This window comes from Pseudoalteromonas fenneropenaei (assembly GCF_042643375.1).
GTDB lineage: Bacteria > Pseudomonadota > Gammaproteobacteria > Enterobacterales > Alteromonadaceae > Pseudoalteromonas > Pseudoalteromonas fenneropenaei.
Map to the genome: position 1 here is coordinate 96,010 of NZ_JBHRSD010000047.1, position 19,937 is coordinate 115,946.

At 45.7% G+C, this 19,937-nt stretch carries 18 protein-coding genes; 10 read left to right on the top strand and 8 right to left on the bottom strand.

Going from position 1 to position 19,937, the window contains the following annotated elements:
• Positions 1-33 precede the first annotated feature (33 nt).
• The 5 genes from bfr (ACFOEE_RS19790) to ACFOEE_RS19810 all read right to left on the bottom strand — a co-directional run bounded on the left by bfr (ACFOEE_RS19790) (position 34) and on the right by ACFOEE_RS19810 (position 6,030).
• Complete coding sequence (gene bfr / locus ACFOEE_RS19790; RefSeq protein ID WP_377128639.1) at positions 34-498, bottom strand: bacterioferritin; 465 nt, start codon at positions 496-498, stop codon at positions 34-36.
• Between the two features lie 9 nt (positions 499-507).
• Positions 508-978, bottom strand: coding sequence for a bacterioferritin (gene bfr, locus ACFOEE_RS19795; protein ID WP_377128642.1), 471 nt, complete (start codon positions 976-978; stop codon positions 508-510).
• 241 nt (positions 979-1,219) lie between these two features.
• A complete protein-coding gene (locus ACFOEE_RS19800; protein ID WP_377128644.1) occupies positions 1,220-4,324 on the bottom strand; it encodes an efflux RND transporter permease subunit in 3,105 nt (1,034 codons plus the stop codon).
• Positions 4,325-4,338: 14 nt separating this feature from the next.
• Positions 4,339-5,466, bottom strand: coding sequence for an efflux RND transporter periplasmic adaptor subunit (locus tag ACFOEE_RS19805; RefSeq protein ID WP_377128647.1), 1,128 nt, complete (start codon positions 5,464-5,466; stop codon positions 4,339-4,341).
• 204 nt (positions 5,467-5,670) lie between these two features.
• Complete coding sequence (locus ACFOEE_RS19810) at positions 5,671-6,030, bottom strand: hypothetical protein (protein WP_377128649.1); 360 nt, start codon at positions 6,028-6,030, stop codon at positions 5,671-5,673.
• A gap of 156 nt (positions 6,031-6,186) precedes the next feature.
• Between ACFOEE_RS19810 and ACFOEE_RS19815 the strand changes: the two genes are divergently transcribed.
• From ACFOEE_RS19815 to ACFOEE_RS19845, 7 genes are all read left to right on the top strand, one after another.
• Complete coding sequence (locus ACFOEE_RS19815; protein ID WP_377128652.1) at positions 6,187-6,666, top strand: GNAT family N-acetyltransferase; 480 nt, start codon at positions 6,187-6,189, stop codon at positions 6,664-6,666.
• Positions 6,667-6,775: 109 nt separating this feature from the next.
• Complete coding sequence (locus ACFOEE_RS19820) at positions 6,776-8,131, top strand: DNA-3-methyladenine glycosylase 2 family protein (protein ID WP_377128774.1); 1,356 nt, start codon at positions 6,776-6,778, stop codon at positions 8,129-8,131.
• Positions 8,128-8,592 (top strand): methylated-DNA--[protein]-cysteine S-methyltransferase, encoded by a 465-nt coding sequence (locus tag ACFOEE_RS19825; protein ID WP_377128655.1) that lies wholly within the window; start codon positions 8,128-8,130, stop codon positions 8,590-8,592. Before ACFOEE_RS19820 ends, ACFOEE_RS19825 begins: the two co-directional genes overlap by 4 nt.
• Before the next feature lie 100 nt (positions 8,593-8,692).
• Positions 8,693-9,469, top strand: coding sequence for an amino acid ABC transporter substrate-binding protein (locus tag ACFOEE_RS19830; RefSeq protein ID WP_377128657.1), 777 nt, complete (start codon positions 8,693-8,695; stop codon positions 9,467-9,469).
• 76 nt (positions 9,470-9,545) lie between these two features.
• Complete coding sequence (locus ACFOEE_RS19835; protein ID WP_377128660.1) at positions 9,546-10,130, top strand: thymidine kinase; 585 nt, start codon at positions 9,546-9,548, stop codon at positions 10,128-10,130.
• A 62-nt stretch (positions 10,131-10,192) separates the two neighbouring features.
• A complete protein-coding gene (locus ACFOEE_RS19840) occupies positions 10,193-11,599 on the top strand; it encodes an ATP-binding protein (protein ID WP_377128663.1) in 1,407 nt (468 codons plus the stop codon).
• Between the two features lie 122 nt (positions 11,600-11,721).
• Entirely contained in the window at positions 11,722-12,513 is a 792-nt protein-coding gene (locus tag ACFOEE_RS19845; protein WP_377128666.1) for a PhzF family phenazine biosynthesis protein, read from the top strand.
• Positions 12,514-12,516: 3 nt separating this feature from the next.
• Here ACFOEE_RS19845 and rlmF read toward each other — a convergent pair whose 3' ends face one another.
• Positions 12,517-13,374, bottom strand: a complete 858-nt coding sequence (gene rlmF / locus ACFOEE_RS19850) for a 23S rRNA (adenine(1618)-N(6))-methyltransferase RlmF (RefSeq protein ID WP_377128669.1) — start codon at positions 13,372-13,374, stop codon at positions 12,517-12,519.
• Positions 13,375-13,622: 248 nt separating this feature from the next.
• Between rlmF and ACFOEE_RS19855 the strand changes: the two genes are divergently transcribed.
• Positions 13,623-13,943, top strand: coding sequence for a hypothetical protein (locus tag ACFOEE_RS19855; protein ID WP_377128671.1), 321 nt, complete (start codon positions 13,623-13,625; stop codon positions 13,941-13,943).
• Positions 13,944-14,019: 76 nt separating this feature from the next.
• Positions 14,020-14,940, top strand: a complete 921-nt coding sequence (locus ACFOEE_RS19860) for an alpha/beta fold hydrolase (RefSeq protein ID WP_377128674.1) — start codon at positions 14,020-14,022, stop codon at positions 14,938-14,940.
• A gap of 9 nt (positions 14,941-14,949) precedes the next feature.
• On the opposite strand, the gene ACFOEE_RS19865 is transcribed toward ACFOEE_RS19860, so the two are convergent.
• Positions 14,950-16,485, bottom strand: coding sequence for a tetratricopeptide repeat-containing sulfotransferase family protein (locus ACFOEE_RS19865; protein ID WP_377128677.1), 1,536 nt, complete (start codon positions 16,483-16,485; stop codon positions 14,950-14,952).
• Positions 16,486-16,512: 27 nt separating this feature from the next.
• Positions 16,513-19,122 (bottom strand): TonB-dependent receptor plug domain-containing protein, encoded by a 2,610-nt coding sequence (locus ACFOEE_RS19870; RefSeq protein WP_377128680.1) that lies wholly within the window; start codon positions 19,120-19,122, stop codon positions 16,513-16,515.
• A gap of 397 nt (positions 19,123-19,519) precedes the next feature.
• Between ACFOEE_RS19870 and ACFOEE_RS19875 the strand changes: the two genes are divergently transcribed.
• On the top strand, positions 19,520-19,915 hold the full coding sequence (locus tag ACFOEE_RS19875) for a hypothetical protein (protein WP_377128683.1): 396 nt from the start codon (positions 19,520-19,522) through the stop codon (positions 19,913-19,915).
• Positions 19,916-19,937 lie beyond the last annotated feature (22 nt).

The window sequence follows — 19,937 nt, forward strand, 5'->3', positions numbered from 1 at the left end:
CCTTTTTTTGTTTTAGTGACACTCACAGCGCACTTACAGCTGTGACTGTAGATAGTTTTCAATACCCATCTTAGCGGTAAGGTTTAACTGCGTATCCAGCCAGTCAATCTGTTCTTCTTGTTCGCTCAGAATGTGATTAAGTGCATCGCGACTGATATAGTCTTGTTTGCTCTCGCACAGCGCAATGGCAGCTTGCAAGTCACCAATGGTTGCTTGTTCGAAAGCCAGATTGGCTTCTAGCATTTCTAAGCTATTTTCACCGATACGTAAACGGCCTAAATCTTGGAGGTTTGGTAGGCCTTCTAAAAATAGAATACGTTCAATAAGACGGTCGGCATTTTTCATCTTTTGGATGGAAACTTTATAGTCAGCTTTATCCAACTGTGAAAAGCCGAAATCTTTAAACATGCGCGCATGTAAAAAATACTGATTAATACCAACCAGTTCGTTGGCTAGCACTTTGTTGAGTGCACTAATAACTGCTTTATCGCCTTTCATCGCTCGTCCTTAACCTAATTGCACTTGAATGTAGTTTTGCATGCCAATCTTGTCCATCAAGCCAAGTTGCTGCTCTAACCAGTAAACGTGATCTTCTTCGGTATCAAACAGTAATTTCTCAAGTACAGAGCGTGATTGGTAATCCTGTTGTTGCTCACAAATTGCAATGGCTTGCTTTACTGAGCCGACGACTTCTAATTCTAAAGTTAGGTCGTTAGCCATCATAGAACGTACGTCGGTGCCGATTAATAAGTCACGACGCTTAGTCATATTTGGCACACCACCTAAAAACAGAATACGCTTGATAAGCCAGTCTGCATGGGTTGTTTCTTCTTCGCGCTCGTGCTCTAAACGAGTATAAAGTTTGGTCATACCCCAATCTTCATACATGCGCGAGTGAATAAAATATTGGTCAATGGCCGCCAATTCATTGGCGAGAAGTGCGTTGAACGCGTCGATTACTGCTTGCTTACCTTGCATTGGCTTCCCCAAACTGAATTTCAATGCGGGCAGTCTACCGTATTGACATCTTATGTCAACAAAAAATCCTTTAAAAACATGTGGTTAAATATTGATTGTGATTCGCATTTGGATTTCATTTTGTAACTCATTTTCGCTACCATTATTGCTCGTTTAACGAGCGCTAACCACTTCTTGGCCGTGACAAGGCAACTTGAGTAATGCGTCTCAAGTTGCCTTATTAGCTAAGTGGCTTTAGTGGTTAGGATTTTTTGCCAAAGTAAGGGTAAAGTACCGGCAGCACCACTAAGGTCAGCAAAGTGGCGCTACAGAGACCTCCCACCACAACGGCGGCAAGGGGTCTTTGGATCTCTGCCCCCACACCTTGTGAAAGTAGCATAGGAATTAAGCCAAGCGCGGAGGTTAATGCGGTCATCAATACTGGACGCAAGCGCGCGGTAGCACCCTGCAAAATGGCCTCTTGCTGAGTTATGCCTTGTCCCATCCGCAAATTAATGCTTTCCACCATCACCACGCCGTTAAGTACCGCCACCCCAAACAAAGTAATAAACCCAATTGCGCTGGGTACGCTCAAGTATTGCTCAAACAAATACAGTGAGACGATACCGCCTATGACGGCAAGCGGTACGTTGACCAAAATCAGTAAGGTTTGCGCGACAGAGTTAAAGGCAAAATAGAGCAGCAAGGCAACCAAGGCTAATGAGAGCGGCACCACAATGAGTAGGCGTTGCTGCGCGCGCTGTTGATTTTCGAACTGGCCGCCAATTTGTACGCTATATCCTGTTGGCAGCGTTGCTTGAGTTGCTATCACTTGTTGAATATCCGCCACTACACTGCCCATGTCTCGACCTTCAACGTTGGCTTGGATAACGATGCGACGCTGGACATCGTCACGACGAATTTGTGGTGCGCCTGTGGTATAACTGACCTCAGCGACATCGCCCAAGCGCACCCAAGCGCCCGTGCCTGACAGGATGCGTAAATCGGCGATGGCTTCTGCTGAATTACGAAATTGTGACTGTAAGCGCACATAAATATCGTAGCGCTCATTACCATTGATGATTTGCCCCGCAGGTGCACCACCGACGCCGCTGCGTACGACCTGCATAATATCTGCAACCGCCAAGCCATAACGAGAGAGTGCTGCGCGATTTGGCGTAATGAGCAGTTGCGACTCCCCAGCAATTTGTTCCAGCGCAACTTCACTGGTGCCGGGCACAGCCGCAATCAATTGTCGCAGTTGTTCACCTGTTGTGGTTAATACAGAAAGCTCGGGACCAATTAACTTTATCGCTAGTTGGGCTTTTACCCCTGAGAGCAGTTCGTCCACGCGGGTGGCGATGGGCTGCGAAAAGTTCAGCAAAATGCCGGGAAATACCGCGAGTTTTTCCGCCATAAGTTGTTGTAACGCTTTTCGGTCGGTGGCACTTTGCCAGCTTTCAACTGGATTTAAACCAATGTAAATCTCAATATTATTGACAGGCTCTGGGTCGCCGCCAAGTTCAGCGCGGCCAATTTTACTGAGCGCATAACTGACCTCTGGCAAACTTAACAGCACAGCTTCAAGTTTTGGCGCAATCGCAAGTGCGGTTTCTAAACTGGCAGAAGGGGCGAGGGTGACGCGTAAATTGATGGTGCCTTCTTCCAGCTCGGGCACAAATTCACTCCCCAGTTTTGGTATTAACCAAGCCGAGCCAAGCAACATCACCAACATAGTAGCAATAACCCAACGAGGCCTAACAAGCGCGTAGCGCAGCAACTGCTGATAACCAGTTTCAAGCCTGCGCAACACTGGGTTGTGGCGCTCGGTTTGGGTTTGCCGCAACAAGAAGCTCGCCAATGCAGGCACTACCAGCAGCGCAACGATAATCGCCGCAACTATCGCCAACATAATACTGATAGCCATAGGTTGGAACAGTTTGGCCTCAACCCCTGAAAAGCTGAACAGCGGCAGAAACACCACGAGGATGACGCTGCTAGCGAAAAAAATCGGTCTTGCGACTTCTTTCCCCGCAGTAATAATTAATTGATTAATCGAGCCAGTGCTGTTTTGGCGGTGTTTTAAGATGTTTTCTACCATCACCACCGAGCCATCAACCAACATACCAATCGCGATGGCAAGTCCCCCCAGCGACATTAAATTGGCTGACAGACCAAACTGTGCCATGGTCACCAAAGCTAACGCGATTGCTATTGGAATAGAAACCAAAACCAACAAGGTGGCGGTAAGATCAAGTAAAAACAATGCCAGAATGATGACGATAAACACAAATGCCAACAATAAGGCGTTAACAACGGTATTAACTGCTTGATTAATGAGCGAGGCTTGGTCGTAAAACGGCTCAAAACTTACACCCGATGGCAGGGCTTGATTGATCATCGCGACGCGTTCAGTGATCCCTGTGATAGTGGCATTGGTATTGGCGCCCATGCGTTTTAGCACTACTCCGGTGACGACTTCACCAAGTTGTTCCAGCTCACCGTTCTCATTGCGCCGAGACATAGTAACGGCACCTTGACGGATCTCATCGCCCTCGTGCACTTGCGCAACATCGGCAACCGTCACCACAGTGCCAGCCACCGTTTTAAGCGGCACAGCTTCAATTTCACTAATTGCTGTAGCGTTATGAAACCAACCTGTACCTCGGATCACCAACTGTTCTTGACCAAGATTCAGATACCAGCCACCAGCGTTTTCGTTATTGCGTTCAAGGGCGTTCATGACATCTTGCTGAGAAAGTTGATAGGCGAGTAATTTGCCGGGGTCTAGATTCACTTGCACCTGACGGACACTGCCACCAAACGATAATACGTCGGTAATACCATCTACGGGCATCAACAGTAATTTCACTAACCAATCGTTGAGGCTACGTAGCTGTCGCTGGTTATAGCCAGACTCGGGACTAGCACGCAGCAAATACTGATATACTTGCCCTAAGCCTGAGGTATTGGGCCCCATCTCAGGTGTACCCACACCTGCTGGAATTAGGGTTGTTGCTGCTTGTAAACGTTCAAACACCAACTGGCGTGCAAAATAGACATCCACACCTTCTTTAAACACGACGGTGACACCCGATAAGCCGGTTTTTGAAATGGAGCGCACTTGTTCCACATCCGGTAGGGCATACATTACTGCTTCAATTGGATAACTGATTAACTGTTCAACTTCTTCAGCAGCAAGGCCGGGGGCTTCGGTGTTAATCGCAACTTGGACGTTGGTCACATCTGGGAAGGCATCCAACTCCAGTTTTGGTAGCATAATTAAGGTATAGCCAGCAAACGCCAGTAACGCGATGGCGACCAGTAATCGCTGACTTACAGCCCAGGCTATTAAGTGATGTAACATAAAACCTCCAGCGCTTAGTGGTTATGCGGATCAAAGCCGCTTTTAGCAAGTTCAGAGGCGATAAAAAACGCGCCTGAGATTGCAATACGGCTGCCTTCTGGTAAATCCAGTACTTCCTTGCCCTCGGCAAGCGTTGTGCCGAGTTCTACCTCTACTGGCACAAAGGTTTCATCGTCTGAAGTAACAAATACTTGCCAGTCACCATCACTGCTGCGGCTAAGCGCTTCAGTAGGTACCACCAGCGCATCTGTTTTAGTGGGGATCATAAACTCTACATCGACAAACATTCCGGCATGTAACACGTCTGCTGGGTTGTCTACTTGTAAGCGTACGATGCGGGTGCGAGTGATGGGATCTATGGTGTGTGCTTGCTGAATGACTTTGGCTGGTAGACGCTCAGCTTGCCACACCACAAAGGCTGAGGTGTCACCATCAAGAGTGAGCTGATTGCTGGCGGGAATTCTGGCATCGACCCACAAACTTTGCTCATTGCTGATAAGCATCAAGGCATCGCCAGCGGCAATGCGCTGACCCAATACAAACGCATCTTGTAGCACTATTCCGGCGGTTTGTGCATTCAACGTATATTGCCCCAAAGTGGGTTCCGGCTCCTCGCGCAGCGTTCGGATAGCATCTGCGCTCAGCCCCAACGCCAGCAATTTACCTTCAGCGCCACGCTGTTTAATTGCCAGCAACTGTTTTTCACTTTGACTGACGGTATTGCTGGTTAAGGTTTTTACTCGTAACCAGTCTGTGTAGGCGGAAATATACTCCGCTTGGGCTTCTGCCATGGTGGGGCTGAATAAAGTCGCGAGGGCTTGACCTGGTTTTACGATATCTCCCAGCATGACATGCCTTTTGACGACGATAGATTCTGTTCTTGGTGTGGCGATATAACTGGTGTAGCCATTGGCAAGCAATTCTGCTGGCGCTGCCAAACGCATGGCAGCAGGGCGCCTAGATACTGTCGCTATCTTAATGCCGACTAACTGCTGCTGTGTTTGTGAGAGTTTAACTGCAATATCAGGCTGAGATTCTGCATGGTCGTGCTCTTCGCCAGCAAGGACCTGAGGCGATATGCTAAGGCAAATAAAAGCGAACAAAGTCCGCAAATGCAAACGTGGATTAAAATATAAAGTCATAACAATTACCTTTATGCACAGCATGCTGAAGCTGCGCAAAACTCAATCAATAGGGCGCAAAGCGCATTTAGGGACTAAATGTTGAGGTAATGGCAAAGTGACTTAGCGCGATGCAACCGCAAGTCGCCCAAAGCAAGGCAATAAACAACATGGTTGGCGTTAAGCAAGCGCGAATACGCAGAAAAATCAGATTGCCATTTTTATTCAGGCAATTGGGGGGCGTAATTCAGGAGTAAGACTTATAGCAATAAAACTGCTTGGGACTCGACCTGCGGCAACTAAATGACGAGAAGCACTGGGCATGACGGATTTCAGTACCAGCCAACTTAAATGGCTGCCACTACAATGCCCGCAGTGATGGCAATCTTTAATATGATGGCCACTCTCATCGAGTAATTGGCTACCGACAGTGACGTCGAGTTGATGAGCATGTTCAATCTGGAGATGACTTGATTCAAGCTGATGCACGACCTGAGTGTCGGCCAAAGTCAAGCCCGCCTGCAATAGCAGGGTAAGAGCGATTAGCCAACTGATAGTGGCTTTGACCAAGCATAAACGATTCATTCGGGTGCGCAAAACAACATTCAATTCGGTTTCAATATCAGGGAAAATAGCAAACCTTTTGCTCTATGTCACCTAGTTTGCTTAGTCGCGTGTATTTGCATTGTCGCAGCGGCTATGGAAGAGTGTGCGTAAAGATAAAACAGGAAGTACGACCATATGTTAACTATTAGACCTGCTGTAATAGATGATGTAGCGACTATTTTGGCATTTATTAAAGCGCTGGCACTGTATGAAAAAGAACCAGATGCAGTCGCTGCAACCGAGCAAAAACTGATTAACACGCTTTTTTGCGAAGGTGCAACCGCCCATGCTTTACTGTGTTTTGAAGGGGATGAGGCGATAGGGTTTGCCGTTTATTTCTATAATTACTCTACCTGGCTTGGCCGTAATGGGTTGTATTTGGAAGACTTGTTTGTTAGCCCAGATAAACGTGGCAAAGGTGCGGGCAAAGCCATTATGCAATATCTGGCAAGGCAAGCAGTGGCACGAGATTGTGGTCGCTTTGAATGGGTGGTGCTAGATTGGAATCAGCCGGCAATTGATTTTTATCAAAGTATTGGTGCAAAACCGCAAGACGAGTGGATCATCTATCGTCTAACTGGACAAGCGCTGCTTGATTTTGCTGAAGGTCACTAGGCCTTGTCACGTTGAGTGCCAATTCTGGCGAGTGTACAGTGGAATTAGGGTTACAATTAGGGCTAATGATGAAGTTAATTAACTCTGTGAAGCACTAATTTTGAATGCCGTGTATAGTAAAGAGCAGTTGCAAACAGCCCGACAATCTCGCGATGCGCGATTTGATGGCTTGTTTTTTGTTGCCGTGAAAACCACCAAAATCTATTGCCGCCCGATTTGCCCAGCGCCAATGGCAAAAGAGCAACATGTGGAATATTTTTCCCATGCTCATCAGGCGGCAGCCGCTGGATATCGGCCTTGTTTGCGTTGTCGGCCCGACAGTGCGCCTGGCAGCTATGCTTGGCAAGGTACAGCGACAACGGCTGATAGAGCCAAACGGTTAATTGACGAAGGCGCGTTGAGTAACGGCACTACCCAACAGCTAGCAGAGCGTTTGGGGATTTCAGTCAGACATCTTAACAAACTATTTCAACAGTATTTTGCCACCTCACCTAAAGCTTATGCGCTATACAAGCAGTGTGATTTCGCCAAGCAATTGTTACAACAAACCCCGCTTTCAGTGACGGATATCGCCTTTGCGAGTGGCTTTTCGTCACTACGACGGTTTAATGATGCATTTTTACAGCTCTACCGTCTAAATCCTACACAGTGTCGGGGGGCGCAAAATGCGACCACCAAAATCAAGCTGTTTTTACCTTATCGGCCACCTTACAACTGGGATGCATTGCGCGGATTTCTCACACATCGTTTGATCACGGGCTTAGAATGGCTTGATGAGCAAAGTTATGGCCGAACATTTACGATTGATGGGATTAAAGGCTATTTCACCGCACAAATAGACACCGAGCGACATGGGTTTGTCAGTGAAATTCATGTTGATGATGTCAGGGTATTACATCAAGTTGTAGCAAATATCCGGCGCGTGCTGGATTTAGACGCCAATTGCAATTTAATAGAAGCGCATTTCCAGCAACAAACAGCGGGTGCTTTTGCTTTGTGTGAAGGTTTAAGATTGCCGGGGATTTGGAGTACCTTTGAAGCTGGGATTAGAGCTGTGCTCGGTCAACAAGTGTCGGTCAAGGCTGCTCGCAGTTATGTGCAAACCTTAGTCGATAATCTAGGTGAAGAGCGGGATAACAAACGTTGGTTTGTAAACGCAGGGGACTTAGCGCAACATCAGCTCGACTTTTTCAGCATGCCAGCGAAACGTAAGCAAGCGCTGCGCTTGCTCAGTGAATTTGTCGCGGAGCATGGCGACGGTACACCTGAACAATGGTTGGCGATAAAAGGGATTGGTCCTTGGACGGTCAATTACGCCATGATGCGTGGGCAAAGCCATCCTGATATTTTCCTCGCGGGCGATCTCGGTGTTGCTAAAGCGCTGGCAGCGTGTCCAACCGTCGAAGAGAGTCAGTTTGCACCATTTCGTTCTTATCTTACTTTTCAGCTATGGGGACAGTTATGATTTTAACCCAAGTTATTTCCTCGCCCATGGGCAAGGTAACCTTACAAGCGACAGCACAAGGGTTATGTTATGTCGGGTTTCATCCAAAATACGCGCAAACACAAGGTGAGAACGAACATCTTTCCCTTGCGGCACAGCAACTAGAGGAATACTTTGCGGGTAAGCGGCAAACGTTTTCAGTGAGTTTAGATGTCACGGGTACGCCATTTCAAAAAGCAGTTTGGCAGGTTTTACGCCAAGTACCTTATGCCACTACCACAACCTATGGTTGGATGGCCAAGCAGCTTAATAATCCCAAGGCGGTGCGGGCAGTGGGGGCGGCAAATGGTAAAAACCCGATTAGTTTTATTGTGCCGTGTCACCGTATTATTGGCGCTAATGGCACATTAACAGGTTATGCGGGTGGGCTTGCAAACAAGGCTTGGTTGCTGGAGCACGAGCAAAACGTAATTAGCAAGTGAAAATACGAATAACTTTTAATTACACTGAGAAGTTTGCTAATTTGTACTAACTCAACTCATAATTTAGCTTAAAGTCATTGAACCAAGCTTAGAGGATTGGATGTTAAAACCCAGCTTATTGATGTGGTGTTTAGTGTGCCTTCCTTTACCAGGGTTGGCAGCAACCAAGTTGCACTTTTGCTATGAAGATAAAGCACTCCCGCCGCTTTTTATGGGTAACAGTTTGGATGTTCCGGCTGGATACCCTGGGGCCACGATTGAAATCTTGCAGCAAGTTGATGCGCAGCTCCCAGAGCTAGACATAGTTTACAGCCGCAAACCGTGGAATCGCTGCTTGTATGAAATAGCGAAAAATCGTATAGATGCCGTGGTGGCGACCTATCGTAAGGAGCGCGAGCATTTTTTAGTGTTTCCCCATAATGCCGAAGGTGAACTGCAAACCGATTTAGCGATCAGTCAGTTTGGCTGGTGCTTGGTGAGTAAAGTTAGTCGCGCAGCAGTAGCAGAAAAAGTCGTGCCATTTACGTTGGCAATCCCTAATGGATACTCTGCGGCACAAAAGCTCAACGTTGAGCAATACCCTCAAGTAGGGGCGTCATCGCAGCGCCATGCTTTTGAATTGGTCAATAAAGGGGTGGTTGAAGGTAGCATAGGTATTTGTCAGATAGGTCAAGATCAGGTTGCAGCGTATCCATATGCTAATACGCTGCATGCGATACGACCACCGTTTGATATGAGTTATGGCTTTATGGCGTTTTCTAAAGCGTTTTACCAACTTAATCCTGCCCTTGTGGAAAAAATCTGGCAAGTTCAGCATGATTTGCCGCATACCAAACTGTACTTAAAATATCTCATGATGGGGATTGAAGAGCAGTAAGGTCAACACTCTTAACTCGCAATCTAAGCTCGTTTTGTTATCATAGCCGCGGTTTTTTATCCTAAAGTAGCAAATTATGGCGCAGTTGTATTTTTATTATTCGGCAATGAACGCGGGCAAATCGACCACCTTATTGCAATCAGCTTTTAACTATAAAGAGCGTGGCATGACACCGTTTATTCTTACCGCGGCGATTGATAATCGTGCAGGGGTGGGTAAGGTAGCAAGTCGAATTGGGCTAGAAGCCGACGCGCATGTGTTTGAAAGTAATACTAACGTATTTAGCTTAGTCGAAAGCCACCACCAAGCGCATAAGCTAGATTGTATTTTAGTGGATGAAAGCCAATTCTTAACCAAAGAGCAGGTCTTACAGTTAACCGACGTGGTTGATTACTTGCATATACCGGTGCTGTGCTATGGCTTACGGAGTGATTTCCGTGGAGAGCTGTTCGCTGGATCTCAATATTTGTTAGCTTGGGCTGATAAACTGATTGAACTTAAGACCATTTGTCATTGTGGCCGTAAAGCTAATCATGTATTACGTTTGGATGAACTGGGCAATGCCATTTCCGATGGGGCGCAAGTCGAAATTGGTGGTAATGATAGGTATGAGTCGGTGTGCCGAGCTCACTACAAGTCGGAACTTGCAAAACTCAAGTAAGTCATTTGTAAATCTATAAATTTCGGCCAAAATAAATATATGCAAACTTCATTTTGGCCAACATGACAGATAAATTTGCACCTTTACAATTCTTCAAAACACACCATGACACTGATCTTAAAGTTGTTTCGGAAACGCCTTGGAAAGTGCTGATTGTCGATGACGATGAACAAGTTCATTTGCTATCGAAAATGGTGTTGGGCAGCTATGCCTATAAAGGTCGTAAACTAAAACTCCTGCATGCTAACAGCGGTACTGAAGCTTTCAATAAAGTGGCAAAAATGCCAGATATAGCGCTCATTTTATTGGATGTGATAATGGAAACTAGCGATGCAGGCCTCAAATGCGTGCAGCGCATTCGCGAAGAGTTAGGTAATGATGTGGTGCGGATCATTCTAAGAACTGGGCAACCCGGCGAAGTGCCAGAGTTTGATGTGATGCAGCACTACGACATTAATGACTACAAGTGCAAAACCGAACTTACCAAAGACAAACTCTTTAGTACCATTACAGGCGCTTTACGAACTTATGAACATGTGGCGCAACTTAAGCAGGTAAGCAATGAGTTGGCATCTTTAAACACCAACTTAGAACATAAGGTTGCTGAACGTACCCAAGCCCTACAAACCAGTAACGAAGAACTCCAAGCTGCTAAAATGAAAATAGAGTTACAGCAAAACGCTTTAGTCCAAGCAGAAAAAATGGCATCGCTAGGGCAATTAGCGGCGGGAGTGGCGCACGAGATTAACAATCCGCTAGGGTTTATTCTGAGCAATTTAGAATTCTTGCAAGAATACCGCAGCAAGGTGCAACAGGTTTGGCAACAGCTAGAAAGCGCAGAGGTGAATAGCCAAGAGGAGTACCTCAATACCTTACATGCACTCGAGGAAAAATATCAGTTACATTATGTTTTTGCCGATAGTGAAGACTTGTTGGCAGATATTCACAGCGGTGTGCGCCGTATCCAAGCCATAGTCAAAGATCTCAGCGTATTTGCCACTCAAGGTGGTGCCCCAAAGCAGAACATCGATCTCAACACGCAAGTCATACAGCCAGCAATCGAAAAGCTGGCACCACAATTACATCAGCAGAGTCAATTGATTAATCACCTTGAAGACTTACCGAGTCTACGCGGCGTGCCGGAGCAGTTAACTCAAGCTTTCTATAATATTTTGTGTAACGCCAATGATGCTTTAGGACAAAAACCGGGTGAAATCCACGTAAGTAGCGCCATTGATGGGTCGGATACTATTCAAATTACTATCAAAGATAATGGCAAAGGCATTGAGGCGAAAAACCTTTATCGTATTTTTGACCCATTTTTCACAACTAAACCCATTGGTGCAGGAACTGGACTCGGCCTCAGTATTGCCCTTGGGATCATAAAAAGTCATGCTGGTAGCGTAAACATTACCAGTGATGTAAGTCATGGTACAGAGGTTAAAATCAGTTTTCCTCGAATGTGTTAGATGCAATACAACTATTTGACTAAATTAAACTATTTTATTGAGACTCGACATATCTTGGATTGACACTTAAACCTTGCCGATTTACCTTCAAACCCTATTAATTGGATACCGGAATTGTGATCATGGTACTAGAGCTGTTTATCGTCGATGCTTTTACTAAACAACAGTTTAAGGGTAATTCGGCCGCCGTGGTGGTGTTATCAGCTTGGCTTGATAATGCTGTGATGCAGAACATCGCGATTGAAAATAATTTGTCTGAGACTGCCTTTTTGGTGGAAATCGCACCTAATCACTATGCTATTCGCTGGTTCTCGCCGCTGACGGAAATTGACTTTTGTGGCCATGCAACCCTAGCCAGTGCTTTTGTGTTATATCAGTTTTTTGCTTGCAGTGGTGAATTGCGGTTTTCTACCTCACAGGTTGGTGAGTTAACGGTAACGCAAACTGAGGCTGGCCGGATTGTGATGTGTTTTCCCTGCCAAGCTCCCGAGCCTGTGCATGAGGTGCCCGCCGCGCTACTGGCTGGTCTGTCGTTAGCACCAAAACAAGTGTTGCGTAATCGGCAGGCTTATGTAGTGATTTTGGCAAATGAGGCTGAGGTTAAGGCCGTTCAATATGATTCAGCGCAGCTAAAAACCTTGGCACCTTACGATGTGGTCGTGACTGCTGCAGGCAACGAAGTAGATTTTGTGTCGCGCTATTTTTGGCCTGCAAACGGCGGCGACGAAGACCCAGTAACAGGGTCAATTCACAGTGCGTTGACGCCTTTTTGGAGTAAGCAATTAGCCAAAACAGAATTGATGGCAGTGCAGTTGTCCGCGCGAGGCGGAGTTTTATACTGCACTATGGCTGAAGACGCTGTGATAGTAGCTGGTGACGCCGTACTTTATTTGCGCGGCAGCATCTATCTTTAATGATCAGAAGTGCCAAGCGATAAAGCGGCTACGTTTTTGACCTTGGCTCATATTGACGATACGCCATTCTTTGACTGCAAGTTGCGAGGCGACTTTCTCAAGCGCGGTAAGGTTTTCTGCTTTTGAAACAAGACAAGTGAACCACTGTACTTGCGTTGCAAAGTCAGCACTTTCAGTGAGCATTTGAGTAACGAATGCGCGTTCACCGCCCTCACACCATAACTCAGGCGCGTGACCGCCAAAGTTTAGTTGTTGAGTTGGTTGTTTACCAAGATTTCGCCACTTACGTTGTGTGCCTTGCAAAGCATCCGCTGCGCTCATATGGAAAGGTGGATTGCAAAGCGTAAAAGTAAACTGTTCATTATGTTGAATAACGCCGTGAAAAATTGCCTTGGCGTTTTCCTGAGTGCGTAATTTAACGGGTAACTTGTTGAAAGATTGCCACTGTTTGGCAAGCGCAAGTGCTCCTGGATTGATATCGCTGCCGACAAATTGCCAGCCATAAATCTGGTGACCTAAAATAGGATAAATTAAACTGGCACCTGTACCAATGTCTAAGCCTTTCACTTTCGCGTTATGGTCAATACGAGGATCTGCCTCTAGCAAATCAGCCAAGTGGTGCAAGTAGTCAGCTCGCCCAGGCACGGGCGGGCATAAATATTGTGGCGGCAACGTCCAGTAGGCAATGCCATAATCTTGTTTAAGAATGGCTTGGTTTAAGAGCAGTACGCTTTGCGCGTTTGCAAAATCAATACTGACAGTGCCTGCTGGCGTCGTGACTAAATGTGCTTCTAGCTCTGGAATTGCTTTGATAAGGGACGCGAACTGATAGCCGCTCTGGTGTAAATTACGTGGATGCAAAAAAGTAGCTACCGGATGACTTAATACTTGAGTAATTATAACAATTATCGACTAGGGTCAGTAGTCTTTAAGCACTTTCTGACAGAATTAGTATGAGTATTCTCGAGCCTGTTGACCTTTGATTGAAAACTGTGGGAATTGAAAAGCTGTGGTTGAATTGCAACTCAGGTACGGATAAAGTTTAACTAACCAAAACTTTGCAACCAGTTTACATGCATAGGGCGACCACAATTGAGTAGAACACAGCAATGAGCGAGCAACTGACGTTAACGATACAACTGCGTTTAGAACCCGGATGTATGGGCCCCAATGGTAAACAGTATATTGAGGCGTTTTGTACGCAGCAAAATCAACAAGCTTGGCAAAACTCATTTGCAGTGCTGCACGTCATCCCTCGCTATGATAAAACCTTGCCGGAATGGGAATACTTTTTAAAATCTAAGCGTCTAAATGACAGTCAAGTCGAGGCGGTACTGACTGTGTTTAATCAGGAGCGACAGGGACTTGAAGAGACGATTGAACACCAGATTGCCGATGCGGTAGATGCTTTTATGCGTGATAAATACTAGACCTTCGCTCTCAGAGACGTCATTGCCTTCAGTCAGCTCCACTGGTAGGATGAGTTAAAAAGCGAGTATTTAACTTATGATCCAGCAGGAATCTATACTGTTGCCATTAGGCAACCACCAATTACATTTACGTCGTATCTATCAGCCTGATAATGTCGGGCCTGCTGTGTTCTTTATGCATGGTGCGGTAGAAAACGGTAAAATTTTCTATACCGAAAGTAATAAAGGGCTCGCGCCATTTCTTGCCAGTCAAGGTTACGATTGCTACGTAGCTGACCTGCGCGGCAGGGGGTTGAGTGAACCTAATATTGCGCCGGGCCACAGCTATGGTCAAACTGAGTCAATCTTAGAAGACTTTCCCTGCTTTTTAGCGGGTATAAAGGCCAGTAATGGTGAGTTTCCACGATTTTGGGTCGCACATTCTTGGGGTGGTGTGCTGATGAACAGCTATTTAGCTCGTTTTCCAGAACAGATAGGCCAAATTGATGCCTGCTGCTATTTTGGTAGTAAGCGCAGCTTGTACAACCGTCACCCACAAAAGCTGCTTCAGGCTAATCTGATTTGGTACGGTTTGGCGCCTTTATATGCTAAGAAGTATGGTTTTTTACCAGCGAAAAAATTGCGTTGGGGTAGCGACGATGAAACGGTTAAATCTCATCGCCAGAGTATGGAGTGGGCGAAACGTAAACCTTGGGTCGACTCTGACGATGGCTTTGACTATAGTGCAGCCCTGCGTGACTTAGCACTGCCGCCAATTTTACACATTGCGGGCATTAAAGATAAAGCACTAGCCCAGCCTATTGATATTGAGAAGTTTATGGCTGAGTCTGGGAAAGGCACACAAGAGATCCGCATATATGGTAAGCGCCATGGACATAGCCATGATTACGGACACATTGATATGCTTACTCACCCAAAATCTCACCAAGATCAGTTTCAAGACTTGCTGGCATGGTTTGCTAAGTATGACTCAAAACACACAGCAAACTTTGCCTAACCACACAGGTTAGGCTAGTTTATGGTCATTTTGTTGAGCTTTGCTTTGCTCGTAGTCAGTCAGTAAACCTTTAAACGGCTTTTCATAGGCCTGCCACGCTGTTATAGGTCGCTTACTGATGGGTTTCCTGACTTGCGCTTTACTGAGCGTATGTACCAAGCGCTTACCTTTGTAAAACTCTAAACATTCTGGCTCAAAACGCTGATCGAGAAAGCTTAAAACCTGCTTTAGCCATTTTTCGGGATCTGCGACTAAATCTTCGTAGCTGACTGTGAACATATTGCGTGGGATACAGCTTTTAAAATGCGCCAAGGTATCATCTACCATATCTGCATATTGCTGAAACTCGTTGGCATCGCAAAAGTACGGTTCATCTGCAGCAAAAAAATTGCTAAATACTGACCATGCATTGGCCATACGCTCTCGCGTGACGTGAATAAAACGCGCATCAGGGAACATTTTATGGATGATCCCAATATTTTGAAAATTGGCCGGTAATTTGTTGATTATGTAAGGCTTATCTAGGCGGTTGCGGCGGATCTCATCTGTGTATAACTCACGACAGTGATCTAATACTGAGGTACTGAGGTCGTGCAGGCACAGTGGGAACGGCTTATTTACGCGCTGTTCAAGAAACGGCACAATCGCGTCGCTGATAATGGTATTTTCGCCTAAAGAGCCAATTTGGCTGTGCGCTATCAACATTTGCTCAAGGAGAGTTGAGCCCATTCTTGGCAGACCCACGATGAATACTGGAGTAAAAGTTGCAGCAACGCGGTCACGATTGGTAGTAAAAAACTTACTGTCACAACGCGCTTTAAGATCAGTGAAAAATGGTAGCATTTGCGCTGTGTGAAATTGACAAAGCTCGCGCTGAGTTTGATTTGCCAATACATAATAGTCAAATGCTTGTTTGAAATCTTTAATGTGATGTAGGCTGTTTGCGAGGGCGTAGTAGAGCACTATTCGCAGAGGTTTATTTTCATACTGCTGTACCAGCTCGTGCAACAGTGGCAGTTGTTTTTCTAGTTGTGCAGGCGTGTCTAGCTGTGACAGCTCGAATAGCATGTATGCGGTAACTGGGCCAGGAGGGCAACTTAGGCCATTGCGGAAAGTTTGTGTAGCTTCTTTAATAAAACCATGGTCTAAATAAAATTGACCTAGATAGTAGTGTGTTTCAGCATTGTGTTTGGCAATGCTAATGGCGTACTCCAGCACAGTTTTAGTATCGACAGCAGAGCCTACAGCGGTGAAGGCGTCCGCTAATGCCCAAAGTGGTTCGAGCATTTTTGGTAAATGATTGCAGGCAAGCTTAAGAAAGTAGATGGCGTGATCATATTGCTTTAAGCGCATCGCGATACGGCCTAGGCCAAACAACGCACTGCCATTATCTGGCGACTCCTTGAGTACGGCTTTAAACATAAACTCTGCTTCTTTGAGTTTATTCTCGGCTAACAGTTCATTCGCCCTTTGTAGTAATAACATCTTAGATTTGGCTGATTTTTTCCTAACTATAAAATAAAAAAGGCGAAATGTCGTCGCCATTTCGCCTTATTAACTACTTATACAGAATTAGAATGTGTAAGTTGCTTTTACGTAGTAGAAGCCACCATTGATACCCATTGGTGAAGTCTCGTAGTATTTACCACCCCAGTTGTTGTTAGGGATACCGGTAGTGCGTTCAAAATCGAGTTTCTCTGCGTCTTCGTCGAAAATGTTCTGAGCACCAGCTGATAGGCTGATTGCTTCGGTAACGAAGTAAGTTAACTCAGCATCGAAAGTAACTACTGCATCTGCCATTTTGGCCGTTGCGTCGTAATCTACGTGAACACCTTGGTACTCACCGAAGTAATTGGCGCGCACAAAACCAGAGATTTTATCCCACTGTTGTGACCAAGTTACAGTTGCACGGTGGTTTGGTAAGTCTTCCTCAAGACGTTGTACTTTAAATAAGCCAGTGATGTCAGAGAACTTGTCTACTTTGGTGTCGTTCCAGTTGTACGCGAGTGCAAACGTACCGTAACCACCAAGAAGGTCCATTGAGTAGTTAGCTACTACATCGATACCTTGGGTTGTGGTATCAAAGTCGTTTGTAAAGAAGCTGACTTGTGCAAGGCCATCTACGTTTGGTACACCGGCTGCTTTAAGAATTGCTTTATCTGCAGCAGAAAGTTCAATTTTGTCTGATTGGCTAATACGGTCTTCCACTTGAATGTTGTAGTAGTCAATGGTGAAGAAGAAACCATCGTTTTGATACACAGCACCTACAGTGTAGCTTTGTGATTCTTCTGGTTGTAGCTCTTTACCACCAAGTTGAACTGAAATTGGGTTAGTTGGTGGAAGTAGTGCTGAGTCAACCAACACGCCTGAACTTAGGTTTGTTTGTACGTTACTTACGTTCGCTTGACCTACGGTTGGTGCGCGGAAGCCCGTACTTACTGAACCACGTAGTGACAAGGTGTCCGTTGCTTCGAATTGCGCGGTCACTTTGTAGTTAGTGGTTGAACCGAACGTGTCATAATCTTCAAAACGTAGCGCCCACCCCATTAAGAATTGCTCAGTAAATGGCGTTTCTATGTCAAGGTATGCTGCATAGTTACGGCGCGTATATTCACCTGCATCAGACGGTTTGAAACCAGGGAAACCGTTTGAACCGATACCAAACCCTTGCTCATATAATGGGCCAACCATAAACGATGCTTCATCGCCAGATAATACTTCGAACGTTTCTTCGTGCCACTCAAGACCACCAGCAACGTTTGCTTCATATGCTAGGCCCCAATCATAGGTTTTTGAAAGGTCTAAGTTGAAGTTCTTTTCAAGCTGGATATATTTACCTGGGCTGAAATCACGTGGGCTATCTGCACCCATAGAGGCGTTGATGGTGTTATAGATAAAGAAGCGCGCTTCGTTACGACCAACCGAGCCGCTCACATCGTAGTAAGCGCCCGCTAGGAAGCCAGATTGCAGCTCACCTTTTACGCCCATAGTTAATGAGGTATCTGTGATATTACCGCCAAAGTTAGGCGTGAAACCGGCTGGAATAATCTCGTTAAATGCGAAACAGTTACGGCCTACGTCCGTATCAGCAGCGATTTGTTGATAAGCTGCGATGTTGTTCACGTCCCAAATACGTTGGGTGTCACCGTTAGCATCAACAAAGGTGAGGTTGACAGTAGGACAGCTGATGCCACCTTCACCGTCTAAATCTGCAACTAACAGCGTTTTGCCGTCATCGTTCGAATAAACCCCTGGACGAGTTTGCGGGTTACGGTAGTAGAAACCGCCTTTCACGTCGCGCTCTGAGTAGTTACCGAACATATAGAAGTTGGTGTTGTTATCTAACTCGAGACCTACGTTACCGAATAACGTGATGTCATCTTTAATTTCAGGTGCACCCCAGATCTGTGCTGGGTTTGCTACGCCTGGCACGCCTGCAGCAGCATAGTAAGCAGCATCAGGGCGCTGACGGCTGCGGCTGGTTGCATCAGCATCTTTGTATTGGAAACTTAGGTTCGCAAAACCTGAATTGGTGAATGGTAAACCAATGTTACCTTCGATGGTGGTCGTATCGCCGTCACCTTCGTAGTACTCACCTTGTTTGATGGAAATGCTGCCGCCTTCTGATGAATCTTTAAGCACAAAGTTGATTACCCCAGCAATCGCATCAGAGCCGTACTGTGCAGCTGCGCCGTCACGAAGTACTTCAACTTGCTTCATTGCAACACCTGGGATCACTGAAATATCTGGGCCTTGTGCACCATCGTTGATGCCACCACCAAGGAACGCGATAACCGATGCACGGTGGCGACGCTTACCGTTTAATAACACTAATGTGCTGTCTGCGGGCAAACCACGTAAGTTTGCAGGGCGGATCAATGATGCAGCATCACTAATCGGGTTTTGGTGCACGTTTAAAGACGGTACTGAACCTTTAAGCATTTCTAGCATGTCATTGCTGCCAGTTTTGCCAAGCTCTTCGCCACCAATGATATCAATAGGGACTGGTGAGTCGCCTACTGAACGAGGTGCTGCACGTGAACCAACTACCGCAATCTTTTCGATATCTTTTGCGTTAGCATCTTCTTCTGCTTGCGCTGTTGTTGCGTAAAGTCCAATAGTTGCAGTGGATGCAAGTGCAAAACTTATCGCACGTTGCAACTTACTAATATTATGTTTCATCCTGTTTTCCCCAGTTGTATTTGTTGTCATACTGAAAGCGCAAAGTGAAAATTCTGGTGCGCTCGCCGTAATCTTATACACACAGTTAACAAGCTGTGCAATCACTAAATTACGCTTTTTGCACGCAAATTTAGAATTTTCTATTCCTTGGCGCAAATTTTATCCAATTCTATCCAGTTCATTTGGTGTTCAATTAAAAACGGTATTTTGAGCATAGAATAATCTTGAAGGAGCGCAAATTCGAAAGTGCATTTATTTTATTTAAAAAATAGAGCGGCTTATTTCACCCAAATGGCTGCTCTAAAGTGAGTAAAATGCGACTTTAGACAAATAGTTTTGTGATGTAGCATTTGCTACAATATGACTAATTGCCTTTAGGACTTTCCGCGACTCAAACATGCGAATCTATCGAATGATACATAAAGCCCCTATTAGAGTGGTGCGGATCTCTAAGCGGCGTCAACAGCTTAAGCTGCGCCGCTCGTTGATAGCGCTAAAATTTGCGCTACGACAAGAACGTGATGAGACTAAGGTAATGTTGGATATCTACAGGCGATATACCGTAGGTCAAGCCAAACCTCGAGAGCTTAAAATTGCCAACGCTCAGTTTTTTGATTTATTAAAAGGCTTAGGTCTTGGGGTTTTTGCGGTATTACCTTTTGCGCCTATCACTATCCCTATCATAGTTAAGTTGGGTCAATGGCTTGGGGTTGATGTGTTGCCCAGTTCTTTCAATTTTAATAAGCCAAAGAATCGTATACGTAGTGAAGCTACCAAAAAGAATGTTGATTAACTTTTGCGCAGTTGCGTTGAAT